Source organism: Arthrobacter sp. Y81 (assembly GCF_002929335.1).
In the GTDB taxonomy this organism is placed as follows: Bacteria; Actinomycetota; Actinomycetes; order Actinomycetales; family Micrococcaceae; genus Arthrobacter.
Map to the genome: position 1 here is coordinate 189,986 of NZ_PJIL01000003.1, position 25,599 is coordinate 215,584.

Here is a 25,599-nt window from a genome sequence, read left to right on the forward strand (position 1 = left end):
GCAGTTAGCCGCGCCGCCGGTTTCCGGTGGTCCGGTACACGTCGAACACGCCATCGATGCGACGCACAGCGCTGAGCACGTGGCTCAGATACTTGGGATCGCCCATCTCGAACGCGAACTTCGAGATGGCCACCCGGTCAGTCGAGGTGTGCACACTGGCGGCCAGGATGTTGACGTGGTTTTCGGACAGGATCCGGGTGACGTCGGACAGCAACGACTTACGGTCCAGTGCCTCCACCTGGATCTCCACGAGGAAGACGCTGGACTGGGTGGGCGCCCAGTCCACCTCCACGATGCGGTCCGGCTGGTCCTTCAGGTCCGAGACGTTCGTGCAGTCCGTGCGGTGCACCGACACTCCGGAACCCCTGGTGACAAAACCCAGGATGGGATCCGGGGGAACGGGCGTGCAGCAGCGGGCCAGCTTGACCCACACGTCCCCCACGCCGCGGACAATCACGCCGGAGTCGGAGTACTTCGTCTTGCTGACCTGCGTGGGGATGCTGATCTCTGTCAGGTCATCCTCGGGGCCCTCATTGCCGCCGAGGGTATCCACCAGCCGTTCCATAACGGACTGCGCGGACGTGTGCCCGTCACCGACTCCGGCGTAAAGGCCCGAGATGTCAACGTACTTGAAGTGTTCAGCCACTTCAGCGAGGGCGTCATGGGTCATGAGGCGCTGCAGGGGAAGGTTCTGCTTGCGCATCGCCTTCGTCAGGAGTTCCTTGCCGCGGTCAATGGCCTCTTCGCGGCGCTCCTTGCTGAACCACTGCCTGATCTTGTTGCGGGCGCGGGCGCTCTTGACGAAGTGCTGCCAGTCCTGGCTGGGGCCGGCGCCCTCCGCCTTGGAGGTGAAGATCTCCACCCAGTCGCCATGGTTCAGTTCGCTGTTGAGCGGAACCAGCTTGCCGTTGACCCTGGCGCCGATGGTCCGGTGGCCCACCTCCGTGTGGACCGCGTATGCGAAGTCCACCGGAGTGGATCCGGCCGGCAGTGCCATGACCTCGCCCTTGGGCGTGAAGACGAACACTTCCCGGGCGTTGATTTCGAACCGCAGCGAGTCCAGGAATTCCCCCGGATCGGAGGTTTCCTGCTGCCAGTCAACAAGGGACCGCAGCCAGCCCATGTCGCCGTCGCGGGGGCTCCCGGGACCTGCGGCCGTCCTGTTCGGCTGGTCCTTGTACTTCCAGTGCGCCGCGACGCCGTACTCCGCCCGGCGGTGCATTTCATGCGTGCGGATCTGAATCTCAACCGGCTTGCCGCCCGGCCCGATGACCGTGGTGTGCAGGGACTGGTACATGTTGAACTTGGGCATCGCGATGTAGTCCTTGAACCGGCCCGGAAGGGGGTTCCAGCGCGAATGCAGCGTGCCCAGGGCTGCATAGCAGTCACGGACGGAGTCCACCAGGACCCGGACACCCATGAGGTCGTTGATGTCGTCGAAGTCCTTGTCGCGGACGATCATCTTCTGGTAGATCGAGTAGTAATGCTTGGGGCGGCCTGTGATGGTGGCCTTGATCTTGGCCGTCCGGAGATCGTCGGTGATCTGGTTGCGGATGACGCTGAGGCTCTTTTCACGCTCCGGGGTCCGGTCCCCCACCATGCGGACGATTTCCTCGTACACCTTCGGGTACAGCGCCGCGAAGGAGAGGTCTTCGAGTTCCCACTTAATGGTGTTCATACCGAGCCGGTGCGCCAGGGGCGCGAAGATTTCCAGTGTTTCGCGTGCTTTGCGGGCTGAGGACTCCGCCGAGACGAAGCGCCAGGTGCGGGCATTGTGCAGTCTGTCCGCCAGCTTGATCATCAGCACCCGGATGTCCTTGGCCATCGCGACGACCATCTTGCGGACGGTTTCCGACTGTGCGGCTTCGCCGAAACTCACCTTGTCCAGCTTGGTGACGCCGTCCACCAGCATGGCGACTTCGGGCCCGAAATCCCGTTTGAGGTCAGCCAGCGTGTAGGGCGTATCCTCGACAGTGTCATGCAGCAGCGCCGCCGCCAGCGTGGTGCCGCTCAGTCCCAGTTCGGCCAGAATGGTGGCGACGGCGACGGGGTGCGTGATGTAGGGATCGCCGCTCTTGCGTTTCTGTCCCCGGTGGCTCTGCTCGGCGACGACGAAGGCACGCTGGATGAGGTCGAAATCCTCTTTGGGATTGTTCGCCCGGACCGTGCGCAGCAACGGTTCGAGAATGGGAGAATACGTGGCCGTTCCGCGGCCCGTCAGCCGGGCGAGCCTGGACCTGGTGCGTTCGCGGCGTCCGGGGAAGGTGGGGCGGAACCCGGAACTGTCAACGGGCACGCCTGCGTCAGGGAGCCCGGGCGCAACCAAACCGGCCTGCGGACCCTGGCCCGGACCCTCACCACCGTCGGCCGTTGGCGCCGACGTCGAACGTTCTTCCAATGAAGCACCCCTCACGACCCGTTTAATTATCCCAGTCTATTCCCGTGGCAGGAGACTTCTGTAACCGGACCGCATATGCGAAGGGCCGGACACCGTCACGAATGACGGCGCCCGGCCCTTCAGGGACGCACAGCTCAGGCTGGGGCAGTCTCCGGCGCAGCCGCTGCCTTCGCAGCAGCCTCGCCACGGCGGCGTTCAACCCGCTCAGCCTGCTTGACCAGCGGGGGTTCACCCTGCCGCAGCCAGGCATACAGCGGGGCCGCGATGAAGATGGTCGCCGCGGTGCCGATCAGGATGCCGACGAACAGTGCCAGCGAAAGGTCCCGCAGCGTACCGGCGCCCAGGAGCCCGGCTCCGATGAACAGGATGGCACCCACGGGCAGGATGGCCACCATCATGGTGTTGATGGAACGGACCAGCGTCTGGTTGACGGCAAGGTTTACCTCCTCCGCAAAGGTGCGGCGCGTGGAGGCATCGATGTCCGCCGTGTTTTCGCGGATCTTGTCGAAGACCACCACGGTGTCGTACAGCGAGTAGCTAAGCACCGTCAGGAAGCCGATAATGGCCGACGGCGTGACTTCGAAGTCGCTGAGGGCGTAAACGCCGGCAGTGACGAACATGGTCACCAGCATGCCGACAAGGGCCGACAGCGACATCTTCCACGTCCGGAAGTACAGGGCCATCAGGAATGCCGCGATGACCACAAAGATCACCAGGCCCAGCAGCGCCTGCTTGGTGACGTCCGCACCCCAGGTGGGCCCGACGAACGTGGACGTCACCTCGTTGTCCGTGACACCGTAGGCGGTGGTGAGGCCTTCCTTGATCCGGAGCGTCTCGTCGTCCGTCAGCTTGTCCGTCTGGATCCGCATGGTGGTGCCGGCAACATTGGCTACACGCGGAATGCTGCCCTCCACGACGTCCTTGACGGCCTTCTCGCCGACCGCCGCGTCCGTGGTCTTCACGTTGGAAACCGTGAACTCGGACCCGCCCCGGAACTCGATGCCAAGGTTGAATCCGCCCTTGGCCACCGGCAGGAGAATGGACAGCGCCACAGCGACGGCGGCAATCAGGAACCAGATCTTCTTGGATGAGACGAAGTTGTACGAGCGCTTGCCCGTGTAAAGCTCATTACCGAAAGTGGCAAAATTCGTGGTCATCTACTTGCCCTCCTTGGACGTGCTCTTGGAGGAACCGGCAAGCTGCTCCTGCTTTTCCGCCAGACGGCGTTCCGCAATGGTCATCCGGCGCTCAGCTTCAGCAGCTGCGCCGGTGTTCTTGGCACGCACCACGGCCGGCTTCTCATCCGGTGTGCGGAGCCTGCCCGCGCCGCGGTACAGGGGCACGGCGCCGAGGCGCTTCGGGTCAAGGCCGGAGAACCTGTGGCCCTCGCCGAAGAACTTGGTGCGGGCCAGGAGCCGCAGCGTCGGGTGGGTGAACATAAACACGACGATGAGGTCGGCGATGGCGGTCAGGCCAAGCGTGAACGCGAAGCCCCGGACGTTGCCCACGGCGACGAAGTAGAGCACCAGGGCTGCCAGCAGGTTCACTGCCTTGGACGCCAGGACCGTGCGCTTGGCACGCTTCCAGCCGTTCTCCACGGCGGAGACGAGCCCGCGGCCTTCCCGCAGTTCATCACGGATTCGTTCGAAGTAGACGATGAACGAGTCTGCAGTCTGGCCGATGGCCACGATGAGGCCGGCCACACCGGCCAGTGACAGGCGGTAGTTTTCGGTCCAGCCCAGGATCGCAATGGCGAGGTAGGTCAGTGCACCGGCAACCACGAGGGAGAAGATGGTGACAAAGCCCAGCGCCCGGTATTGGAAGAGGGAGTAGACCACCACCAGGAGCAGGCCGATCACGCCTGCGAGCAGACCCATCTTGAGCTGCTCGCCGCCCAGTGTTGCCGAAATCTGCTGTTCGCTCTGGATGTCGAAGCTGATGGGAAGGGCACCGAACCGCAGCTGGTCGGACAGCGCCTTGGCGGACGCCTCGGTGAATCCACCCGTGATCTGGGGACGGCCGTCAGTGATCACCGCGAGCGACCGCGGGGCCGAGATGACCTGGTCATCGAGGACAATGGCGAACTGGGCCTTCGGATCGGAGCCTGATTCACCGCCGGCGGCAACGAAGAACTGGTACAGCCGTTCGGTGACTTCCTTGAACTTGGCGGTGCCCTGCTCGTCGAACTGGATGTTGACGGCCCACTCGTTGGTGACAGCGCCCTGTGCACCCTGCTGCAGCTGGAAGGAGGAGGACTTGATGTTGGAGCCCTTGACTTCAACCGGACCGAGAATGTACTTGATGGCCGGGGACGTCTCCGTTGCCGGCTCACACGTCACCAGCGGCTTGGCCGGGTCCGAGCGCTCCTGCTTGTCCTGCGAGGGGTTGTCGCAGTCCAGGGTCTCAAACTTCTTGTACACCTCTGCCGTGACCCAGTTGATGTCGCTGCTGTTGGTCGGCTCTGCTGTCGGCTTGGGCAGCTGGTCGTCCGGGGTCAGGGATTCGGTGGGAACTGCTGCGCCGGCACCGGCCTGAAGCACGGGCCGGAAGTTCATGTCGGCTGAAGCCTGGATGAGGGCGCGGGTCTCCTTGGAGGGAGTACCGGGGAGGCTCACCACCACGTTGCGGCCGGACTGCGTGCTGATCTCGGCTTCCGCGACGCCCGAGCCGTCCACGCGCTGGCGGATGATCGCAACGGCCTGGTTGAGCTGGTCCTCGTTGATGTCCGAGCCGCCCTCAACCTTGGGCGCCAGGATCATCTGGGTTCCGCCTTCCAGGTCAAGCGCAAGCTTGGGTGCCCAGCTGGCGTGGCCGGCGATGGTGCCGCCCGCGAGCACGGCAGTCATGACGGCGAGGATAACGCCGAGCCAGACCAGCACCCTGAGTGCTGAGTTTTTGGGGCCAGTACGTGCCATTGTGATCTTTCTATTGTTTACGGAGGAGCCGCCGGGGTGAGCTGGGCTCACACTCCGGCGGCAGCCCGCGGCCGTAATTAATTCTACTTAGCGGGACTTGGCGGGTACGCCGGACTAGCTGTCTTTCTTGCCTTCGTCATTGAGGCGCTTCAGCGATTCTTCCGGCGTCTCATTGACGGTCTCGGGACGGTTGACAGCGTCGGCCGGGGCCTCGTCCTGCGCGGTCAGGGAAGAGGCGTCGTCGGGAACGACAGTGGGCTCTTCGGGGGCAACGGCCGGCTCGACGATCTTGGTGACGGCCTGGCGGTGCACGGTGGCGAGGTTGCCGGGGGAGAGTTCAAGGAGGACTTTGTTCTCGTCCTCATCGATGGAGACGATGCGGCCGTAGAGTCCGAAGCTCGTCATGACCTCCACGCCCGGTGCGAACTGGGACTGCAGCGTGGCCTGCTGCTGCTGGGTCTTCTTGTTGCGGCGGAACATCATGAAGATGAAGAGTCCCAGCATCACGAAGAGCAGGATGGTCATGATGTCGATGCCGCCGCCGGCCTGCGGCTGGGCCTGGGCAGTAATGTGTCCGAACACAGGAAGTTTCCGTTCTGTACTTACATAGCTGATTTACAGCAACGTCGGCTTCGTTTCGGCCCACCTGGCAGAAAACCCCAGCCAACGGCGGCCGGAGCCGCCCACAGAAACAAAGACCCGAACGTGCCGAGCGTTCATCCCAGTCTAAAGGGAAAGTAAGCCCGACGCTGCTATTGGCTGTTCGGAAGCCACTCCGCCACCGGCTCCCCGCTGAGGTCTTCCGGTTCGAACAGGGCTAGCGTCTCCTGGCCGAACACCCCGTCCGGAACCGCATAGCCAAGGTGGGTCCAGGCCGGAGCCATGGCGATCCGGCCGCGCGGTGTCCGCCCCAGGAGCCCCTCACGGACAAGGTAGGGCTCGGCAACGGTTTCCACGGTTTCGGGTTCCTCGCCAACGGCAATGGCCAGGGTGGAAAGTCCCACCGGACCGCCGCCGAATTTGGTGATCAGGGCTTCGAGGACGGCGCGGTCCAGCCGGTCCAGCCCCCTCTTGTCCACCTCATACATGTCCAGTGCGGCCGAAGCCGCCCGCGCATCTATCTGTTCGATGCCGTGGACCAGCGCCCAGTCGCGGACGCGGCGGAGCAGGCGGTTGGCAATTCGGGGCGTGCCCCTGGACCGGCCGGCGATTTCGCTGAACCCTGCCGAGTTGACCTTGAGGTCCAGCAGGCCGGCCGAACGCCTCAGGACCAGTTCCAGTTCCTCAACGGAGTAGAACTCCAGGTGGCCCGTGAAGCCGAACCTGTCCCGGAGCGGGCCGGGGAGGAGGCCGGCGCGGGTGGTGGCGCCCACGAGCGTGAACGGGGGCAGTTCGAGCGGAATCGCGGTGGCGCCGGCGCCTTTCCCCACGACGATGTCCACGCGGAAGTCCTCCATGGCCATGTACAGCATTTCCTCCGCGGGCCGGGACATGCGGTGGATCTCGTCAAGGAACAGGACCTCCCCTTCCGACAGCGAGGAAAGGATGGCGGCAAGGTCACCGGCGTGCTGGATGGCCGGGCCGCTGCTGATCCGCAGCGGTGCATTCATCTCGGCCGCGATGATCATGGACAAGGTGGTCTTGCCGAGGCCGGGCGGGCCGGAAAGCAGGACGTGGTCAGCACTGCGCCCGCGCATCCGCGACGCTTCGAGCACCAGCGACAGTTGTTTGCGGACACGGTGCTGGCCCACGAAGTCGTGCAGGTTCTTGGGACGGAGGGCCGCCTCGATGACGCGTTCCTCCGGCTCCTCTCCCCCGCCAACCAGGGTGGGTTCAGCCACGGCTGCCTACCCTGTTGCCCGCACGGGCGCCGTCCTGGCCGAGCCAGCGCAGCGTGGCCCGGAGAATTTCGGCCACCTGGCCGTCCGCTTCCAGTTCGGGGGAATCCGAGAGTGCTTTGTCGATGCTGGACGAGGCGTCCTTTTCGGACCAGCCGAGGCTGGTCATAGCCGCCACCACCTGCGGCTTCCACGGGGCCGGAGCCGATGCTGCGGGCGCCGCCGCTGAACCGGTCCCGTGCGGCACCAGTTTCCCGGCGAGCTCCAGGACGATCCTGCCTGCGACTTTGGGGCCGATGCCGGGGACTTTGGTGAAAGCCTTGCCATCCCCAGTGTGAGCCGCAACCCGGATCGCCTCGGGATCATGGACGGCCAGCACGGCCAGCGCAAGGCGGGGACCCACGCCGCTGACGCTGAGCAGGATATCGAAAACCTCGCGTTCGTCATCACTGGAAAATCCGAACAGGGTCAGCGAATCCTCCCGCACTATCAGGGAGGTGAAGAGCTTGCCCTCAAAGCCGACGCGCAGCCCGCTGAGGGTCTGGGGTGTGGCGTTCACGCTCATGCCGGCGCCGTTGAGGTCGATCACGGCGGAGGACAACCCGACGTGCGCTACGGTTCCGCGGAGAAAACTGATCAAAGCCGGGCTCCTGAAATACAGCCGGGATGAAACCGGCTATCCGAACATATCTACGAATACCCTAGCAAGGAGCCCGGACATTCACCGTGCACGGCGCGCCTTCGCCTCCGCTTCGGCCCACGCCCGCTGGGCCGGGGTGAGGGACAGGCTGCCAGGGCCGGTGGTGGCGATGGCGGCACCGCTGCCTGCCCGCCACGCATGGGTGATGGCCAGCGCGAGGGCGTCGGCGGCGTCCGCCGGACGCGGTGGGGCATCCAGGCGGAGGATCTTGGTGACGAGCTTCGTCACGGCTTCCTTGTTGGAAGTTCCGCTGCCCGTGACGGCGGCCTTGACTTCCGACGGCGTATGCAGGGCCACCGGTATCCCGCGCCGGGCAGCGGCGGCAATCACCACGCCGGACGCCTGCGCTACGCCCATCACAGTGCTGACGTTCAGCTGTGAGAACACCCGCTCCACAGCGAGGACGTCCGGTTCATACCGGTCCAGCCAGTCATCGATGGACGTGGCGATGAGGAGCAGACGCTGGTCCAGGCCCTCATCCGGCGACGTGCCCACCACACCGACGGCAACCATGGTGGCGCGCCGGTTCTTTTCGACGTCCACGACGCCGATGCCGCAACGGGTGAGGCCCGGGTCGACTCCCAATACTCGGAGGGTCAAGGCCGGGCCTCAAAGTCACTGCAGGGTTGCCGGATCACTCGGCTTCCAGTGCGGCCTGCACTTCGTCGCTGAGGTCCGCGTTGCTGTAAACGTTCTGGACGTCGTCGAGGTCTTCCAGGGCGTCCACCAGCTTCATGAACTTCTTGGCAGCGTCCAGGTCGAGCGGAACCTCCATGGAGGGGACGAATTCGGCTTCGTCGGTGTCGTATTCGATCCCGGCTTCCTTGAGCGCATCGCGGACGGCCTGGAGGTCGGTCGGCTCCGAGTGGATTTCGAAGGAGTCGCCGTTGTCCTTGACCTCTTCGGCGCCGGCGTCGAGCACGGCCATCAGGACGTCGTCCTCGCTCAACCCGTTCTTGGGGAGGGTTACAACCCCCTTGCGGGAAAAGAGGTAGCTGACGGAACCGGGATCGGCGATGGTGCCGCCGTTGCGGGAAATGGCGAGCCGGACCTCGGAAGCGGCACGGTTCTTGTTGTCCGTGAGGCACTCGATCAGCAGCGCGGAGCCCTGCGGGCCGCGGCATTCGTACATGATCTCGGTGTAGTCCACGACTTCGCCGGTGAGGCCTGCCCCGCGCTTGATGGCACGGTCGATATTGTCGGCGGGGACCGAGGTCTTTTTCGCCTTGGTGACAGCGAGTTCCAGGCTGGGGTTGCCGGCCAGGTCCGGGCCGCCCATCCGGGCCGCGACTTCGATGTTCTTGATCAGTTTGGCGAACGACTTTGCCCGGCGGCTATCAAGGATGGCCTTCTTGTGCTTGGTCGTCGCCCATTTGGAGTGGCCTGACATGCTTTACGCTTCTCCTCTGATCATTCGAATAAACAGTTCATGCACGCGCTTCTCCCCCGTCACTTCCGGGTGGAAGGAGGTGGCCAGCAGCTGGCCTGAACGCACTGCAACAATTCTAGCCGTCCCCTGCAGCGCGGCAGCATGGGAGGCATGTTCCGGGTCCGCAGGCTCCACCTGCGCCAGGACCTCCACAACATCGCCCACACGCTCCACCCACGGGCCGCGGATGAAGACCGCGTGGACCGGGGCCACACCGGAACCGGTGTCGCTGAAGCCGAGTCCTTTGAATTCAAGATCGGTCTCGAAGGATTCCCGCTGCCGGCCGAAGGCGTTCCGGCGGACGGTGATGTCCAGTCCGCCGAACGTCTGCTGCGGGTTGCCTGCCAGGTCCGTGGCCGGGTCGGCGATCTCGTCGGCGAGCAGGATCATGCCAGCGCAGGAGCCGTACACGGGCAGCCCGTCGGCGATGAGCTTGCGCAGCGGATCCGCGAGTTCGAAGGCCCGTGCGAGCTTGTCGATGGTGGTGGATTCACCGCCGGGAATGATCAGGCCGTCGATGCCGTCAAGTTCGGACGGGCGCCGGATGCCGATGGCCGTGGCGCCGGTCGCTTCAGCGGCACGCAGATGCTCCCGGAAGTCACCCTGGAGCGCCAGGACACCGATTCGCAGGCCCGTACCCGCGCGGGAATAGTCCGTGGAAGGGGGGTTGGTCATCCAAACAGCATAGTGCTCCCCGTACCCGGAGGAGTGCCGGAACGGCCCTGCCGGCGGCTCCATGCCTCGGCTGGGATATATTACAGAGCATGCTTTACTTCAGCGTTCCGCTCGGCAAGCTCGTCCGCCGGGTCTCCCGGCTCAGGGGCGGAGGCTCTGCCCTCCCCGGTCTTGTGGTCGAGAAAATCGACCCGGAATTCATGCAGCGGACACTGTCCACGCTTCCCCTGGGGGTCGCCGTCGTCAGCGGGACGAACGGCAAGACCACCACCACCAAGATGGTTGTTGAACTGCTGGAGAGCCAGGGGCTGAAGGTGTTCACGAACCGCACCGGCAGCAATTTCACCCGCGGCGTCGCCGCGGCGCTGCTGGGCGACGTCGACTGGCGCGGCCGCCTGGACGCGGACATTGCCGTGCTGGAGCTTGATGAGGCGCACGCCGTGCACTTCGTCAACCGGGTCCCGCCGCGGTACAGCCTGCTGCTCAACGTCCTCCGCGACCAGCTGGACCGCTTCGGCGAAATCGACAAGACCGCCCAGCTTCTGCAGCACATCGCTTCCAAGACCACCGGCACTGTTGTCCTGAACCGGGAGGATCCGCGTGTCGCCCGCATTGCCGACACCCTGGACGGACCGGAGGTCCGCTACTTCGGCCTCGACGACTCCCTGCTGAGCACCTTCCCGAACGACGACGACCTCCGGGCCGGTCCCGGCAGCCCGGTGCCGGCGTTGCCCGGAAAGCCGCACGCCGACGTCGTGCTTCGCCGGGTGGGGACGGCCGACGCCGACTTTGAGTACGACGGCGCCACGGTCACCACCGGGATGAAGCTCCGCGGCGTCTACAACATCTTCAACGCCGCAGCCGCCCTTGTCCTGGCGCGCTGCATCGCCGGAAACGGCGCGACGCCCACCGACCATGACGGCCTCCTCAAAGCCTTGTCGGAGGTTGCACCCGCCTTCGGCCGCGGGGAAAGTTTGGTGGTTGACGGGCGTCCGCTGGACCTGGTGCTGGTCAAGAACCCCAGCGGTTTCCGGCTGGGCCTGAAGTCGTTTCCCGCCGGCGGCTACGCCACAATGATCGCGATCAATGACAACTACGCCGACGGCCGGGACATGTCCTGGCTCTGGGACGTCGAGTTCGATTCGCTGCGCGAAGGCGGGGTGGACCAGCTCACCGGTTCGCGGGCGTACGACATGGCGCTGCGGCTCCAGTACGACGACGTCGCCATTGGCGCGGTGAACCCGGACATCGCTCCGGCCCTGGCTGCGTTCATCCAAGGTGCCAAGGGCAAACCCAAACGCGTCTTCTGTACATACACGGCCATGCTCGCCATCCGCCGCGAGCTATCCAAAATCACCACTGTGGAGGTGGTCTCATGACCCCCCTATCCCAAAACGCCGAGTCCCAGGACGGCGAGTCCGTGACCGACGGCCCGGACACGGTCAGCAAGGGCACCATCAGGGTCCTGCAGCTGTACCCCCGCGACATGAACATCTATGGGGACTGGGGCAACGCCCTGGTCATCCAGCAGCGCCTCCGCTGGCACGGTTACACGCCCGAACTCCTCGAATACAACGTCGGCGACGATTTCCCGTCCGACATCGACCTCATCGTGGGCGGCGGCGGCCAGGACAGCGGGCAGCTTGTCATCCAGGACGATCTGCTGTCCCGCGAATCGACGTTGAAAGACATGGCGGAAGACGGAACGCCCATGCTCCTGATCTGCGGGATGTACCAGCTCTTCGGCAGGTTCTTCAAGACCCGCACGGGATCGGTCATTCCGGGCATCGGTGTGCTGGATGTCGAAACGCACGGAACCGACGAACGCCTGATCGGCAATGTCACGGTGTCCTCGGCCGAGTTCGGGGACATCCTGGGCTACGAAAACCACAGCGGGCAGACGACGCTCGGGCCCGGCGTCAAGCCGCTCGGCACAACCCCCAAGGGCATCGGGAACAACAGCAGCGACGGCAAGGAAGGCGCCCGCTACCGGAACATCGTTGCGAGCTACCTCCACGGTTCCCTCCTGCCCAAGAACCCGGCCATTGCCGACTTCCTGATCCGCACCGCCGTCGAACGCAAATACGGCAGCTTCACCACCGGCGCTCCGGACGACCGTTACGCGGTGCGGGCGCGCGAACTCGCCGCACGGCGGCCCCGGTAGGCCGTTCAGGCGCGTGTGCCGGACCCGGCCAGTTCCTGTGACGGATTGCGACAGCCAGAGAATAGGCCATGGCAGACTATTTCCATGGACACCGCAGCCTCCAGCCTCCCGGAATACCTCCGCCGTCCGTCAGGGCCACGCAATCCCGGCGACGCCTGGGTGGAAGGCGAGCGGGGCAAGTTCTGGGGCCGGTTCGGGTCTGCGGGACTCCTGGTCCAGGACCCGGCCAAGGGCATCCTGCTGCAGCACCGGGCCACATGGAGTGATCACGGCGGCACCTGGGGCCTTCCCGGCGGCGCCCTGCACCAAGGGGAAGATGCCATCACGGGCGCCCTGCGCGAAGCCCATGAGGAGGCCGCTGTCCCCCCGGAGAACGTCCGTGTCCTCTTCACGTCCGTCTTCGACGTCGGGTACTGGTCGTACACCACCGTGGCGGTGCACGTTGTTGAATCCTTCGAACCCGTCATCAACGATCCCGAGAGCATCGAGCTGAAGTGGGTACCGGCCAACGCCGTGGAAGACTGGAATCTGCACCCGGCCTTCGCCACCGCGTGGCTTGGTCTTCGGCGCCGTCTCCTGCAGCACCACTGATTTCACTGACGGCGTAGCCCTGGCAGGACTAGCGCCGGCAGCGCAGTCGTTGACATTGGTAAGCACCATTCCAGGGAGGCTCACCATGGTCGAACTCAGCGGCGGAGTCAGCGGAACCAGCGCGGCCGAAGACCCGCTGGATTCCTACTCGGCAACGGTCATCCGTGTGGCGGAAACCGTCACCCCGCACGTGGCCGCCATCGAAATGACCGGCAACGGGCGCAACGGCAGGTTCCGTGTGGGCGCCGGCTCAGCTGTCCTGTTCACGTCGGACGGATACCTGGTAACCAACGCCCATGTGGTGGGCGCAGCCGGAAAGGGCCACGCTGTGTTTGCCGACGGCACCCGGTCCGCCGTGGAGGTGGTGGGCGCCGACCGTCTTTCCGACCTTGCCATTGTCCACGGCAAGGCACCCACCGCCCCGCCGGCCGAGTTCGGCGATGCCGAACTCCTCAAGGTAGGGCAGCTGGTCATCGCCGTCGGCAATCCGCTGGGGCTCTCCGGCTCCGTGACGGCGGGGGTGGTCAGCGGCCTGGGCCGGTCCATCCCGGTATGGTCCGGACGCAACCGCCGCGTGATCGAGGATGTGATCCAGACCGACGCCGCGCTGAACGCCGGCAGCTCCGGAGGGGCGCTGGCGGACGCCCACGGCCGGATCGTGGGCATCAACACCGCGGTCGCCGGTGCCGGGCTGGGGCTGGCGGTTCCGATCAACGCCACCTCGCGGCGGATCATCGCTTCCCTCCTCGCGGACGGGCGCGTCAGGCGCGCCTACCTTGGTCTCGTGAACACTCCCGTTCAGCTTCCAGTCAGCTCGGTTGTCCGTACCGGCCACCGTGACGGATTGCTCGTCGTCGAGGTCCTTCCGCGGTCGCCGGCTGAGCGGGCGGGCCTCCGCGCCGGAGACGTGCTGCTGAGCGTGGGGCGGAAGTCCGTTTCGAATGCGGAGAGCCTCCAGAAGCTGCTTTTCTCCGAGGCAATCGGAGCGCCGCTGGACATCTCCGCGCTCCGCGACGGCACGGAACTGCATGTGGTGGCCGTTCCCGAGGAAATGACGGAAAACCAATAACGGTCGCCGAAAAGCGAAATTCAGTGGCGGTAAGGGACGGGGCTGCCCAGTACCGCGCACAATGGGTCTGTGGGACCTGTTCCTCGACGTGGAGCGCACGGCAGAAGGCTCGCCCTTCGAGCCGTCATAGCGGCGTGCACTTTTCTCCTGCTTGCGTGGCTCCCGGCGTGCTCGCGGCCTGGCCCCTTCGATGCTCCCCCGTGTTTCCCACCGGCGTACACGCTAACGCCCGAGCGCGCCCAGGTCGGCCAGAACGTGAGTGTCACCGCGCCGGACGCGGACTGCGACCCGCGCTACGGCGAGAATGCGCGCATTCACGTGACCGTGACGGATGCGGCGGGCGCGAGAATTTTGGACGCAACGTCCCCAATGAACGACGCCGGCGGGTTCACTTATTCGTTCAACGTTCCGGTAAATTCGGCGGCGGGAGCGGCAACGGTGACCGCAACGCCCTACAACACTGACTGGTGCGACGATACCGGCAGGAACAACAGGGCGGGAGGGCCCGATCAGGCCGGTGGATTGACCCCGGCTTCCTGCGTCCAGCCGGTCCGTATCCTCACCATCACGCCGTAACATAACCGGGCGATTCCGGACCCGTCCAGCCCGGAACGCGCGCTCCCGGCCGAAATACACACAAGGCCCCGCGAGGCATGTCGGTGACACGTCCCGGCAGGAGAATATCGCATTTCCGGTAGTAATAAACCCCCGTTCCTATTCTGATTGCGGCCATCCCGCTATCGTTGATGGTGAACACTCCCCTCCGATCACATTGACGTGGCGGACCGGAGTGTTCGAGCTGTACGGCCCCTGCCGCCGGACCACCGTTCCGGAGCCCGGGCTTTTGCGTATTGGGGTAGGCACGGGGGGTGCCCTCATATCGATATCCGTGTACTCAGGCGTACGCACCGTGGGGCACGGAGGTTCCCAAATGCGGCAGGACTCTGCGTTGCCGCTTTGAATCAGGCCACTGCAAAATGGGGCATTGCGCCGGTTCACGGAACGTATCGCTGTACAAAAATTTGGGGCCACTAACCGCAGACCAACATCCGACAGGAATCTTGAACCCGGTGCAGCCTGTAGGCAGGCACACCGGAAGCCATAGTGATTCATCGTCCGAGATTCCGCCTGCCCGGATAAGCCTGCGACATTCACCTGGGAATGAACAAAAAGATGGGAAAGATCTCATGTAGAGGTCAATGGGTTTGCTCGCGTCCACACTGCTTGCCGCAGGACTTAGCCTCGGCGGGACTGCAGTCGTTGCCGGACCCGCTGCAGCCGACACCGGGCTCAAGACGGTCACAATCTCGGCCGCGAGCTACACGGACAACCACCGCGACGACAGGAATCGCGGCGGCCATGACTGGAAGAATCACAAGAGGTGGTGTGAAACCCACGGCTACTGGAAGAGGGAACGCCACGGGAACCACTACCACTGGAAGTGGGTCAGCTACTGCGACGATGACCACGGGCGCGGACGCCACTAGCCCAAACCACAGGCCGTTGCCTGAACGGCCGGTCTGAGGCGGCAAGGAGGGGCGTCGCTTTCGGGCGATGCCCCTCCCCCGTGCCGGGCGTGCACTTCCCTTGCCAGCGATCCGGTGGCAGGGTCAAACCATGAACACGTGGGAACCGGGAGCGGCGGGCGTGCTTCAGCTCCCTTCCGGGCGCCTCATCCGCGGGCGCGGACTGCGTCGGGCGCCCCCGCCGGGTCCCGACCCCGATTTTGCGGTCTACCTACTCGGCAGGGCTCCTGCCTCGGTTGAGTGGGAGCAGCGATGGGTCCGCTGGCCGGACTTCTGGTTGCCCACCAACGAGGACGAGGCCATGGATGCCCTGAGGGAAGCATGGCTGCGGGCTGAATACCAGCGCGTCGAAATCGCCTGCTGGGGCGGCCGCGGAAGGACCGGCACAGCCCTTGCATGCATCGCTGTTCTGGACGGAGTTCCTGCACGACAGGCGGTGTCCTTCATCCGGGAGCACTACCACCCGCGCGCGGTCGAGACGCCGTGGCAGCGGCGGTACGTCACACGCCGGCACTGGGAAGGCGCTGGGGAAGGCCGTGGAGGCTAGCGGCGTGCCTCGGTGATTTCCTTGAGTTTGGCGAGGGCAACCGGCCAGGCTTCATCAAACATGGCAGCAAAATCGTCCTCGCTGTCGAGTGCAACCTCCACGGTTGTCACCCCTGAGTCCTCGCTGAATGAGTAATTCTCGTGTGTCCCGATGAACGCTTCCGCTTCATCGCTGGTTGTGTCATCCGCTCCGTTGACTATCTGGCCCACATAGCGGAGCGAAATGAACTCCCCGGGTGTGTTCTCCTCGACGACGGCGATCATGCCGCCGAGCGAACCCTCGTCATCGGGGCCGAGGAACCGGATCTCGCTGCCCTTGGTCCAGTCGCCCTCGAAATAGGAACCCTGGTGGAAGGCACTCGTCCACTGTCGGTAGGTGGAGTCGGACAGCATGGTTGTCCACACGTCGCCGACCGGAGCGTTGATCTTCGCTGAGTACCGTAGCTTTTTCATGCCCGATCTTACTGCCGGGTACCGGGCCCGGGACAGGCTTGCGCGTCAGGGAGAGGCCTCCGGAGTAGGGTACCTCCATGGACATCATTCTGGTTCCCGGATTCTGGCTGGACGCCTCGTCATGGTCCGACGTCACACCGCCGCTGATCGCCGCGGGGCATCGCGCCGTTCCGCTCACGCTGCCCGGTCTTGAAGCCCCGGATGCGCCGCGGGCCGGAATCGGCCTGCGTGACCACATCAATGCCGTCGTCGCGGCCGTCGACAGCGCCGACCAGCCGGTGGTCCTTGTCGGGCATTCCGGCGGCGGTGCCATCATCCATGGTGCTGTTGATGCCCGGCCGGACCGCGTTGCGCGCGCCATCTACGTGGATAGTGGCCCGCTGGGCGAGGGCGGGGTGATCAACGACGAACTTCCCGCGGAGGGCGACGACGTGCCGCTTCCGCCGTGGGAAGGCTTCGAAGACGCCGATCTCACCGACCTGGATGACGGGTTGCGTGCCATGTTCAGGGCCCGGGCGGTCCCGCAGCCGAAGGCCGTGGCTTACGACCCCCAGCACCTTCACGACGAGCGCCGCTACGGCGTTCCGGCCACCGTGATCGCCTGCGAGTTTCCCTCTGCCGTGCTGAAGGAATGGATCGAAGCGGGGCATCCGTATGTTGCGGAGCTCGCGCGGATCCGCGATGTCGAATACGTGGACCTGCCCACAGGACACTGGCCCCAGTTCACCAGGCCGGCCGACCTCGGCGCGGCGATCCTCGCCGCCGTCGACCGTCAGTAGCCGTCGACCGCCAGTAGGGGTCGACCGTCAGAAAAGTGGTGCTATGCGAGAGGCGTGAGGACGGCGATCTGGTAGCCGCCCGCCCTTTCGGCGAGCTGATAGCAAAAACGCTCCCGGGGTTCGCCGCCATAGGTCCAGGTGACGTCTGCCCATACAAATCCCGGGGCTTCAGCCATGATGTCGATTCTCTTCTCCACTGAGTCAATACCCTCATATTGGCCCCACGATGAGGCGAAGAACGCCTCCGTCTGGCCGGTGTCCGTGACCGGGATGGACTGGCCGGGAAACAGAATGAGCGAGGGAACGGCGTACATTCCCGCGATCGCTTTGGCGTCACGTGCCAGCAGCGCGGCAGCGTAGCGGTCGAAAAAACGGTCAACGTTGTCCGTAGCTTCTGTCATGCCAGAAGTATATTAGGCCCGGAAGCGGGACCTCCCTGGGGGACGGCTCCGCGCACTCAGAACGGCATCGATCAACCGCGATTTGGCCTTCAACCTCGTCCCTGCCCGCCGGAAATGATCAGTTCCCGGGCGCCCGCCTCGGCCGCGCCCATGGATTCCACCACCGTCCTGGTCCGCAACCGCGTGGCTGCATCGGCTTCCGGCCCGGCGCACGGCCCCTGCGGCGCGTCGGCCGCCACCGAACACCAGCGGTACGGATCGCGGACGATCACTGACGGCACCCACGCCAGGTCCGAGGCCGCCCATTTTCCGGCCGCGTCCTGGCTGAACTGCGCCCGCACCAGCAGTCCTTCGTTGTTCACCACATACCAGGGGGACAGCTCCGTGACCCCGTTGCCGAGCCCATACACAATCCACGTCCCTTTGTAGTTCTCGATGGGAAGCACGGAATGGGTGTGGTGGCCGTAGACCATGGTGAACTCGCCGCTGTCCACCAGGGCGTGGGCCGTATCCTGCTGCTGGGCATTCGGAGTGCTGGCATATTCGTCCCCGGCGTGCATCACGCCGAGCACAATGTCCGCGCCGAGCGCCCTCGCCTTCTTCGCCTTGGCAATCATGGCCGGCGCATCCAGCATGTCCACTTGCCAGGCGTACTCGGGGTATTGCCCGTTCAGGCCATAGGCGGCCTCGATCACGGCAATTCTCGCGGCGTCGGTCTGCAGGATCAGGATGCCCTGGGAGTCCGCCTCGGTCCGGTAGGATCCGGTGTGCTTCAAGCCCGCGGCGTCCAGGGCGTCGAGCGTCCGGACCAGGCCGTCAGTTCCGCGGTCGATGGTGTGGTTGCTGGCCGTGGTGCAGGCCTGATAGCCAACATTCCTGGACGCCGCGATGATCTGCGGCGGGACATTGAACGACGGGTAGGCCGAGAAGGGGCCGTCCGGGCCGGCGACCGGCGTCTCCTGGTGGCAGATGGCCAGGTCGCTCTGGTCGATGTACGCCCGCTGGCCCTCAAGCAGCGGGGCGAAGTCCAACCCCGGCTTTCCGAGGGCGGCCGCGTCGGCGCGGGCCTGGTCCCACAACTGGGCATGCACCAGCATGTCCCCGGTCACCAGTACAGAGGTGCACCGGACAGCGGCGCAGGCTGGGCCCTTGCCCGGCGTCGGTTCCGGCGAGGGGGCCGGCACCTGGGTGGCGGCGGACGACGGCGGCGCGGATGCCGCCGTCGTCGTTGCGCCGGTTGCCCGTACACCGCTGCCCTGTTCAGCCAGTACGCCGCACGACGACAGCGTGACCATCACGCAGGCCGCGGCGAGTGCCGCGAAACGCTGTGTGGCGGGCGGTTTTTGTTGTCGTAGGTGTTGGTCCCCCATGTCCGCCATCCTACGACTGCCGATCTCCGAATCCCGCGAAATCACCATTGAGAACCGCCCGGTTACATGAAAGGGTTGCTTCATGACCAACCCCCTCCTGACTCCCAGCCCCTTGCCGTACGGGCTCCCCCCGTTTGCAGACATTGACGAGGCCCACTACGCCGAGGCAGTCCGCTCCGGGCTGGCGGAGCACCTTGCTGAAATCCAGGCAATCGTGGACAACGCCGAACCCGCCGGCTTCGAAAACACAGTTCTGGCCATGGAACGCGCCGGGCAGCTCCTCCAGCGCGCCGCCGCGTCGTTTTTCACCCTGGTGTCCGCCGATGCCTCGGATGGCATCCGCGCCCTCGAGACGGAGCTGTCCCCGCAGTTCTCCGCCCACCAGGATGCCATCTACATGAACCGCCGGCTGTTCGACCGGTTCGCCGCCGTGGATACCGCCGGCCTCGACGATGAATCTGCCAGGCTCGTGGAGGAGTACCTCAAAGAGTTCCGCCAGTCCGGCATCCAGCTGGACGACGCCGGACAGGAACGGCTCAGGGCAGTCAACGCGGAGTTGTCCGGGCTGGGCACGGAATTCGGCCAGCGCACCAAGGAGGCCATGAAGACCAATGCCCTGCTTCTCGACGACGCCGCAGAGCTGTCCGGCCTGCCCGCTGACGACGCCACCAGCGCCGCCGAGGCAGCGCGGGCCGCGGGCCACGACGGGAATTACCTGCTCACGCTGATCCAGCCCAGCAACCAGCCGGCCATGGTCTCGCTGGACAACCGCGACGTCCGGCGCCGCCTCTACCAGGCATCCGTCAGCCGCGGGAGCAGCGGCGGCAGCCTCGATGTCCTGGACCTGGTGAAGTCGATGGTCGCGCTGCGGGCGGAAAAGGCCCGGCTCCTGGGCTTCGCCAACTATGCCGAACTGACGGTGGACCGCCAGACGGCACCCGATTTCGGGGCTGTGCAGACCATGATGAACCGGCTGGCGCCTGCCGCTGTCCGGAATGCCGACGCCGAGGCCGCCGCCCTAGCCGAAGTGGCCGGCCACCCCCTTGAGGCATGGGACTGGGCCTACTATTCCGCGAAAGTGCGGCGGGAGCGGTACAGCGTGGACGAGCAGGCGCTGCGGCCCTACTTCGAACTGGACCGGGTGTTGCGCGACGGCGTCTTCTTCGCCGCAACGGCCCTTTACGGTGTGACCTTCCACGAACGGCCCGAGCTCGTGGGCTACCACCCCGATGTCCGGGTCTGGGAGGTCCGCAACGAAGACGGTTCCGGACTGGGCCTGTTCCTGGGCGATTACTACGCCCGGGAGTCCAAGCGCGGCGGGGCCTGGATGAACTCGCTGGTGGACCAGTCCGCGCTGCTGGGGACGCGGCCTGTGGTCATCAACAACCTCAACATCTCCAAGCCGCCGGCCGGCGAGCCCACGCTCCTGACGCTGGACGAGCTCCGGACGGCGTTCCACGAGTTCGGGCATGCCCTCCACGGCCTGTTTTCGAACGTGGCCTTCCCGCGGTTCTCCGGCACGGCCGTCCCGCGGGACTTCGTGGAGTACCCCTCCCAGGTCAACGAAATGTGGATCATGTGGCCCGAGGTACTGGCCAACTACGCCCGCCACCATGCCACCGGCGAGCCCCTGCCCCAGGACATCGTGGACAGGCTCAACGAATCCCAGCTGTGGGGCGAAGGCTTCGGCACCACGGAGTACCTGGGGGCCGCGCTCCTCGACCTTGCCTGGCACGTCCTGGACGGATCCGGTATCCCGGAGGACGTCCTGGAGTTCGAAGCCAAGGCCCTTGCGGCGGCCGGCGTGGCCCACAATCTGATTCCACCGCGATACCGTACTGGCTACTTCCAGCACATCTTCGCGGGTGACGGCTACGCCGCGGGCTACTACTCCTATATCTGGAGCGAAGTGCTGGATGCGGACACCGTCGAGTGGTTCAAGGAAAACGGCGGACTCAGCCGGGCCAACGGCGACTTCTTCCGGAGCGAACTGCTCTCCCGCGGCAACAGCCGCGAACCTTTGGAATCGTTCCGCGCCTTCCGGGGCCGCGACGCGCAGCTGGAGCCGCTGCTGAAGCGCCGCGGCCTGGAGTAACCCCCGCCCTTCCCAACTGACTCGCAGTTAACGTCGTGAAAAGCGAGTTTCGCGACGTTAACTGCGAGTCAGTTGGGTTAACGGACGACGGCGGCGGGTCACCTTCCAAGGTGACCCGCCGCCGTCGTGCTGCTTGAGAGCGCGAATTACCAGCCGCGCTCGGCGAGGCGGTGCGGCTGCGGGATCTCGTCGACGTTGATGCCCACCATGGCTTCGCCCAGGCCGCGGGAGGCCTTGGCGATCACATCGGGGTCATCGAAGAAGGTGGTGGCCTTCACGACGGCGGCGGCACGCTGGGCCGGGTTGCCGGACTTGAAGATGCCCGAGCCGACGAACACACCGTCAGCACCAAGCTGCATCATCATCGCGGCGTCGGCCGGGGTGGCGATGCCGCCTGCGGTAAAGAGCACCACGGGGAGCTTGCCGGCGGCAGCAACTTCCTTGACCAGGTCGTACGGGGCCTGCAGTTCCTTGGCCGCGACGTAGAGTTCGTCCTCGGGCAGGGCGGCAAGCTTGGCAATCTCGGAACGGATCTGGCGCATGTGGCCGGTCGCGTTGGAGACATCGCCGGTGCCGGCCTCGCCCTTGGACCGGATCATGGCCGCGCCCTCGTTGATGCGGCGCAGCGCCTCACCGAGGTTGGTGGCGCCACAGACGAAGGGAACCTTGAAGTTCCACTTGTCGATGTGGTTGACGTAGTCGGCCGGGGTCAGGACCTCGGACTCGTCAATGTAGTCCACGCCGAGGGACTGCAGGACCTGGGCTTCGACGAAGTGGCCGATACGGGCCTTGGCCATGACCGGCACGGACACGGCTTCGATGATCTTGTCGATCATGTCCGGATCGGACATGCGCGACACGCCGCCCTGGGCCCGGATATCGGCCGGAACGCGCTCCAGCGCCATCACGGCCACGGCACCGGCGTCTTCGGCGATGCGGGCCTGTTCGACGTTGACGACGTCCATGATGACGCCGCCCTTGAGCATCTCTGCCATGCCGCGCTTGACGCGGTTACTGCCCGTGACGCTGTTGGCGGACGAGCCGGCTTCGCTGCTTACATCAGGTGTAGACACAAAAACCCCTATGGGTAGCTAGATGTTACGTAGATCCGGTCTCTCGGTCCCGGCGCAGGCGTCGGCACAGACGGGAAAAGTCACGCCGCGCGCACACCGGATTACCGGATCCAATGACCAGGTACTCCTAATACTAGTCCCACGCCGCGACGCTGCTGAATTCGGGTTACCCCGGCAGTCCCGCTCTCTCCATGGGCGCTGCCGGACGGCCGCCGGAGCATGGCGGGACCGCTCAGGCAGGCTGCTGCGAGGCCGTGCCGTTCGGCTCTTCCAGCGATTGCCGGTACACCGTGGCGATCCGCTGGACAATTGTGACCAGGCTGGCGGCGGCGAGCAGGATCAGCGTCGCCAGCAGAACCACGCTGGGCAGCCCGATCCCGGTGAAACCCGTCACCACCAGCACCGATACCAGCCGTTCGGCGCGCTCGGCGATGCCCACGTTGGCCTGGAACCCGAGGGCCTCGGCCTTGGCCCGCGCGTAGGAAACCACCATGCCAAGCACCAGGCACACGACGGCGGCGATGGCTATGGCGCGGTCCGCGCCTCCGGTGAAGTACCAGATGGCAAGGCCCGCAAACAGGGCGCCGTCGGCAACCCTGTCCAGGGTGGAGTCCAGGAAGTTGCCCCACCGGCCGCCGCGTTCCTGCAGGCGCGCCATGATGCCGTCCAGGACGTCCGAGAAGATAAAGGCCGTGATGAAAAGGGTCCCCCACCACAGCTGGCCCATGGGGTAGAACACCAGGGCGCCCACCACCACGCCGGCCGTTCCCACGATGGTGATGGCATCCGGGGAGACCCCGATTTTCAGGAGCCAGCGGGCAAGCGGGGAGAACAGCGCTGTGAAGAACCCCCGGGCATGCCGGTTAAGCACGTTCGTCCTCGGGCCAGGCCTCGGCGACCTGCTGGCGGACCTCGCCGAGCGTCTGGGTGATGGCTTTCGTCTGGGCGATGATGGGGAAGAAGTTTCCGTCCCCGCCCCAGCGCGGAACCACGTGCTGGTGCAGGTGGCCGGCAATTCCGGCGCCGCCGACAACGCCCTGGTTCATCCCGAGGTTGAAGCCGCCGGGATTGGCCACTTTCCGCAGGACGCGCATGGACGTCTGCGTCAGGGCCGCGAACTCCGCCGTTTCCTCCACTGTCAGGTCCGTGTAGTCCGGCACGTGGCGGTACGGGCAGATCAGCAGGTGCCCCGGGTTGTAGGGAAACAGGTTCAGCACCACATACGCCGTTCGGCCGCGGTACACGATCAGGGAGTCGTCGTCGCTGCGCGCAGGGGCCACGCAGAAAGGGCAGTCTTCCTCATTCTTGAACTGGTGCTGCCCGCCCTTGATGTAGGCCATGCGGTGCGGAGTCCACAGGCGCTGGAAAGCGTCCGGAACTCCGGCCAGGCCGAAATCATCGGTCGCCTCGCCGTCGCCCGGATATCCTCCGCCAGCGCCTGTGGTTTCCTGCACGTCGTTTGCCTTTCCGCTTCCGCTAGCTGGTCCGGTTGCGGACGGCTTCGACAATCCTCTGGACGGCCTCGGCCACCGGCACCCCGTTGTCCTGGCTGCCGTCGCGGAACCGGAACGACACGGCTCCGGCCTCGGCGTCCTCGCCGCCGGCGATCAGCACGAACGGGATCTTGTCTTTGCTGGCGGTGCGGATCTTCTTCGGGAAACGGTCCGAGGAGATGTCCACCTCGGCCCGGATGCCGGCCGCCTTGAGCTGGCCGACGACGTCGAACATGTAGTCGTTGAAAGCTTCGGCGACCGGGATGCCCACCACCTGCACGGGTGCCAGCCACGCCGGGAAGGCGCCGGCGTAGTGCTCGGTCAACACACCCATGAACCGCTCCACGGAACCGAACAGGGCGCGGTGGATCATCACCGGGCGCTGACGGGTGCCGTCGGCGGCCTGGAATTCGAGTTCGAAGCGCTCAGGCAGGTTGAAGTCCAGCTGGATGGTGGACATCTGCCAGGTGCGGCCGAGGGCGTCCTTTGCCTGGACCGAGATCTTGGGGCCGTAGAACGCGGCTCCGCCCGGATCCGGAATGAGCTCCAGGCCGGAGGCTTCGGCCACTTCGGCAAGGGTCCGGGTGGCTTCCTCCCAGGTGGCGTCGTCGCCCACGAACTTGTCTTCGTTCTTGGTCGAGAGCTCCAGGTAGAAGTCATCCAGGCCGTAGTCCTTGAGGAGGCCCAGCACGAAGTTCAGCGTGGTGGTGAGCTCGTCTTTCATCTGCTCGCGGGTGCAGTAGATGTGTGCGTCGTCCTGTGTCATGCCGCGCACGCGGGTCAGGCCGTGCACCACGCCGGACTTTTCGTACCGGTACACCGAACCGAATTCGAACAGCCGCAGGGGCAGTTCGCGGTAGGAGCGTCCCCGGGAGCGGAAGATCAGGTTGTGCATGGGGCAGTTCATCGGCTTCAGGTAGTAGTCCTGGCCGGGCTTGCGCACGGTGCCGTCCTCGTTCAGTTCCGCATCGATGTGCATCGCCGGGAACATGCCCTCCTTGTACCAGTCCAGGTGGCCCGAGACTTCGTAGAGGTGCCCCTTGGTGATGTGCGGGGTGTAGACGAACTCGTAGCCGGCGTCCACGTGGCGCTGGCGGGAGTAGTCCTCCATGGCCTTGCGGATGATGCCGCCCTTGGGGTGGAACACCGGCAGGCCGGAACCCAGCTCGTCCGGGAAGGAGAACAGGTCCAGCTCGGCGCCCAGCTTGCGGTGGTCGCGGCGCTCGGCCTCGGCGATGCGCTCCTGGTAGGCCTTGAGGGCGTCCTTGGTGGGCCAGGCAGTGCCGTAGATGCGCTGCAGCTGCTGGTTGTTCTGGTTGCCCAGCCAGTAGGCGGCCGAGGACCGGGTCAGGGCGAAGGCATTGGAGATGAGCTTGGTGTTGGGCAGGTGCGGGCCGCGGCACAGGTCGCACCAGACGGTGTCGCCGCTCTTGCGGTCCACATTGTCGTAGATGGTGATGTCTCCGGCACCGACCTCTACGTTGACCCCTTCGCCGGCGTCCGCGGCGTCGTTCTTCCTGCCCAGCAGTTCGAGCTTGTAGGGCTCGGCCTTCATCGCTTCGCGTGCCTCGTCCTCGGACACCACGCGGCGGACGAACTTCTGGTTCTGGTTGATGACCTTGAGCATCATCTTTTCCAGGGCCTTCAGGTCCTCCGGGGTGAACGGCTCAGCGACGTCGAAGTCGAAGTAGAAGCCGTCAGTGATGTAGGGGCCGATGCCCAGCTTGGCGTCCGGGCGCAGCTGCTGCACGGCCTGGGCCATGACGTGGGCAGTCGAGTGCCGGAGGACATTGAGGCCGTCCGGGGAATCGATGGTGACACCTTCGATGTCCGCTCCGTCGGGGAGCGGCTGGTCCAGGTCTTTCAGTTCGCCATTTACACGGGCAACAACGACGTCGCGGCGCTCAAAGAAGAGTTCCGCGCCGGTGGTCCCGGTAGTCACCTTGGTCTCTTCGCCGTCGACGATGAGGGTGATCTTCTGGGCATCTGACACGGGTGTCTCCTATTCAAAGTTAAGGCTTCGTAGCTTGTGGCGTACGGGGACCACAGCCAGCCTCGTCCATGCTATCGGTTGGGAGATAGGC

Annotated in this window: 25 protein-coding genes; 9 read left to right on the plus strand and 16 right to left on the minus strand. The window is 65.4% G+C overall.

Annotated elements, in window-relative coordinates:
- Positions 1 to 4: 4 nt before the first annotated feature.
- From CXQ91_RS06055 to pdxT, 9 genes are all read right to left on the minus strand, one after another.
- On the minus strand, positions 5 to 2,398 hold the full coding sequence (locus tag CXQ91_RS06055; RefSeq protein ID WP_104173021.1) for a bifunctional (p)ppGpp synthetase/guanosine-3',5'-bis(diphosphate) 3'-pyrophosphohydrolase: 2,394 nt from the start codon (positions 2,396 to 2,398) through the stop codon (positions 5 to 7).
- Positions 2,399 to 2,532: 134 nt separating this feature from the next.
- Entirely contained in the window at positions 2,533 to 3,555 is a 1,023-nt protein-coding gene (gene secF, locus CXQ91_RS06060) for a protein translocase subunit SecF (RefSeq protein WP_104173022.1), read from the minus strand.
- Positions 3,556 to 5,313, minus strand: coding sequence for a protein translocase subunit SecD (gene secD, locus CXQ91_RS06065; RefSeq protein WP_104173023.1), 1,758 nt, complete (start codon positions 5,311 to 5,313; stop codon positions 3,556 to 3,558).
- 114 nt (positions 5,314 to 5,427) lie between these two features.
- Positions 5,428 to 5,838 carry a preprotein translocase subunit YajC gene (gene yajC / locus CXQ91_RS06070; RefSeq protein WP_104173187.1) on the minus strand — a complete coding sequence of 137 codons (411 nt, stop codon included), beginning with the start codon at positions 5,836 to 5,838 and terminating at the stop codon, positions 5,428 to 5,430.
- Between the two features lie 227 nt (positions 5,839 to 6,065).
- Complete coding sequence (gene ruvB / locus CXQ91_RS06075) at positions 6,066 to 7,154, minus strand: Holliday junction branch migration DNA helicase RuvB (protein WP_104173024.1); 1,089 nt, start codon at positions 7,152 to 7,154, stop codon at positions 6,066 to 6,068.
- Positions 7,147 to 7,791 (minus strand): Holliday junction branch migration protein RuvA, encoded by a 645-nt coding sequence (gene ruvA, locus CXQ91_RS06080; protein WP_104173025.1) that lies wholly within the window; start codon positions 7,789 to 7,791, stop codon positions 7,147 to 7,149. Before ruvA ends, ruvB begins: the two co-directional genes overlap by 8 nt.
- A gap of 81 nt (positions 7,792 to 7,872) precedes the next feature.
- Entirely contained in the window at positions 7,873 to 8,451 is a 579-nt protein-coding gene (ruvC, locus tag CXQ91_RS06085) for a crossover junction endodeoxyribonuclease RuvC (protein WP_104173026.1), read from the minus strand.
- 34 nt (positions 8,452 to 8,485) lie between these two features.
- The gene (locus CXQ91_RS06090; RefSeq protein WP_104173027.1) at positions 8,486 to 9,241 is read right to left on the minus strand and encodes a YebC/PmpR family DNA-binding transcriptional regulator; all 756 of its coding nucleotides are present in this window, start codon (positions 9,239 to 9,241) and stop codon (positions 8,486 to 8,488) included.
- Between the two features lie 3 nt (positions 9,242 to 9,244).
- The gene (pdxT, locus tag CXQ91_RS06095) at positions 9,245 to 9,955 is read right to left on the minus strand and encodes a pyridoxal 5'-phosphate synthase glutaminase subunit PdxT (RefSeq protein ID WP_104173188.1); all 711 of its coding nucleotides are present in this window, start codon (positions 9,953 to 9,955) and stop codon (positions 9,245 to 9,247) included.
- 89 nt (positions 9,956 to 10,044) lie between these two features.
- Here pdxT and CXQ91_RS06100 point away from each other — a divergent pair, with 89 nt between their 5' ends.
- The 7 genes from CXQ91_RS06100 to CXQ91_RS06130 all read left to right on the plus strand — a co-directional run bounded on the left by CXQ91_RS06100 (position 10,045) and on the right by CXQ91_RS06130 (position 15,852).
- Positions 10,045 to 11,334 (plus strand): Mur ligase family protein, encoded by a 1,290-nt coding sequence (locus CXQ91_RS06100; RefSeq protein ID WP_104173028.1) that lies wholly within the window; start codon positions 10,045 to 10,047, stop codon positions 11,332 to 11,334.
- Positions 11,331 to 12,119, plus strand: coding sequence for a type 1 glutamine amidotransferase (locus CXQ91_RS06105; protein WP_258073846.1), 789 nt, complete (start codon positions 11,331 to 11,333; stop codon positions 12,117 to 12,119). Before CXQ91_RS06100 ends, CXQ91_RS06105 begins: the two co-directional genes overlap by 4 nt.
- Positions 12,120 to 12,203: 84 nt before the next feature.
- Positions 12,204 to 12,710: an NUDIX domain-containing protein gene (locus CXQ91_RS06110; protein WP_104173029.1), complete on the plus strand. Its 507-nt coding sequence runs from the start codon at positions 12,204 to 12,206 to the stop codon at positions 12,708 to 12,710.
- Positions 12,711 to 12,795: 85 nt separating this feature from the next.
- On the plus strand, positions 12,796 to 13,779 hold the full coding sequence (locus CXQ91_RS06115) for a S1C family serine protease (RefSeq protein WP_104173030.1): 984 nt from the start codon (positions 12,796 to 12,798) through the stop codon (positions 13,777 to 13,779).
- 255 nt (positions 13,780 to 14,034) lie between these two features.
- Complete coding sequence (locus CXQ91_RS06120; RefSeq protein WP_104173031.1) at positions 14,035 to 14,355, plus strand: hypothetical protein; 321 nt, start codon at positions 14,035 to 14,037, stop codon at positions 14,353 to 14,355.
- A 623-nt stretch (positions 14,356 to 14,978) separates the two neighbouring features.
- Complete coding sequence (locus CXQ91_RS06125; RefSeq protein WP_104173032.1) at positions 14,979 to 15,266, plus strand: hypothetical protein; 288 nt, start codon at positions 14,979 to 14,981, stop codon at positions 15,264 to 15,266.
- Between the two features lie 130 nt (positions 15,267 to 15,396).
- Positions 15,397 to 15,852: a protein phosphatase gene (locus CXQ91_RS06130; RefSeq protein ID WP_104173033.1), complete on the plus strand. Its 456-nt coding sequence runs from the start codon at positions 15,397 to 15,399 to the stop codon at positions 15,850 to 15,852.
- On the opposite strand, the gene CXQ91_RS06135 is transcribed toward CXQ91_RS06130, so the two are convergent.
- On the minus strand, positions 15,849 to 16,304 hold the full coding sequence (locus CXQ91_RS06135) for an SRPBCC domain-containing protein (protein ID WP_104173034.1): 456 nt from the start codon (positions 16,302 to 16,304) through the stop codon (positions 15,849 to 15,851). The two genes, CXQ91_RS06130 and CXQ91_RS06135, sit on opposite strands and share 4 nt — an antisense overlap.
- A gap of 77 nt (positions 16,305 to 16,381) precedes the next feature.
- Between CXQ91_RS06135 and CXQ91_RS06140 the strand changes: the two genes are divergently transcribed.
- The gene (locus CXQ91_RS06140) at positions 16,382 to 17,083 is read left to right on the plus strand and encodes an alpha/beta fold hydrolase (RefSeq protein ID WP_104173035.1); all 702 of its coding nucleotides are present in this window, start codon (positions 16,382 to 16,384) and stop codon (positions 17,081 to 17,083) included.
- A 41-nt stretch (positions 17,084 to 17,124) separates the two neighbouring features.
- On the opposite strand, the gene CXQ91_RS06145 is transcribed toward CXQ91_RS06140, so the two are convergent.
- Both CXQ91_RS06145 and CXQ91_RS06150 read right to left on the minus strand, forming a co-directional pair.
- On the minus strand, positions 17,125 to 17,484 hold the full coding sequence (locus CXQ91_RS06145; RefSeq protein WP_104173036.1) for a hypothetical protein: 360 nt from the start codon (positions 17,482 to 17,484) through the stop codon (positions 17,125 to 17,127).
- A gap of 89 nt (positions 17,485 to 17,573) precedes the next feature.
- Positions 17,574 to 18,854 carry a CapA family protein gene (locus tag CXQ91_RS06150; protein WP_258073847.1) on the minus strand — a complete coding sequence of 427 codons (1,281 nt, stop codon included), beginning with the start codon at positions 18,852 to 18,854 and terminating at the stop codon, positions 17,574 to 17,576.
- 82 nt (positions 18,855 to 18,936) lie between these two features.
- On the opposite strand from CXQ91_RS06150, the gene CXQ91_RS06155 reads away from it, so the two are divergent.
- Positions 18,937 to 20,949: a M3 family metallopeptidase gene (locus CXQ91_RS06155; protein WP_104173037.1), complete on the plus strand. Its 2,013-nt coding sequence runs from the start codon at positions 18,937 to 18,939 to the stop codon at positions 20,947 to 20,949.
- A 146-nt stretch (positions 20,950 to 21,095) separates the two neighbouring features.
- Here the strand turns inward: CXQ91_RS06155 and pdxS are convergent, their stop codons facing one another.
- The 4 genes from pdxS to thrS form a co-directional block, all read right to left on the minus strand.
- Positions 21,096 to 22,022 (minus strand): pyridoxal 5'-phosphate synthase lyase subunit PdxS, encoded by a 927-nt coding sequence (gene pdxS, locus CXQ91_RS06160; protein WP_104173038.1) that lies wholly within the window; start codon positions 22,020 to 22,022, stop codon positions 21,096 to 21,098.
- Between the two features lie 232 nt (positions 22,023 to 22,254).
- Positions 22,255 to 22,893 (minus strand): phosphatidylinositol phosphate synthase, encoded by a 639-nt coding sequence (gene pgsA, locus CXQ91_RS06165; protein ID WP_104173039.1) that lies wholly within the window; start codon positions 22,891 to 22,893, stop codon positions 22,255 to 22,257.
- A complete protein-coding gene (locus CXQ91_RS06170) occupies positions 22,886 to 23,476 on the minus strand; it encodes an HIT domain-containing protein (protein WP_104173040.1) in 591 nt (196 codons plus the stop codon). The genes pgsA and CXQ91_RS06170 overlap by 8 nt, the downstream gene beginning before the upstream one ends.
- Before the next feature lie 22 nt (positions 23,477 to 23,498).
- Positions 23,499 to 25,508 (minus strand): threonine--tRNA ligase, encoded by a 2,010-nt coding sequence (thrS, locus tag CXQ91_RS06175; RefSeq protein ID WP_104173041.1) that lies wholly within the window; start codon positions 25,506 to 25,508, stop codon positions 23,499 to 23,501.
- Positions 25,509 to 25,599 lie beyond the last annotated feature (91 nt).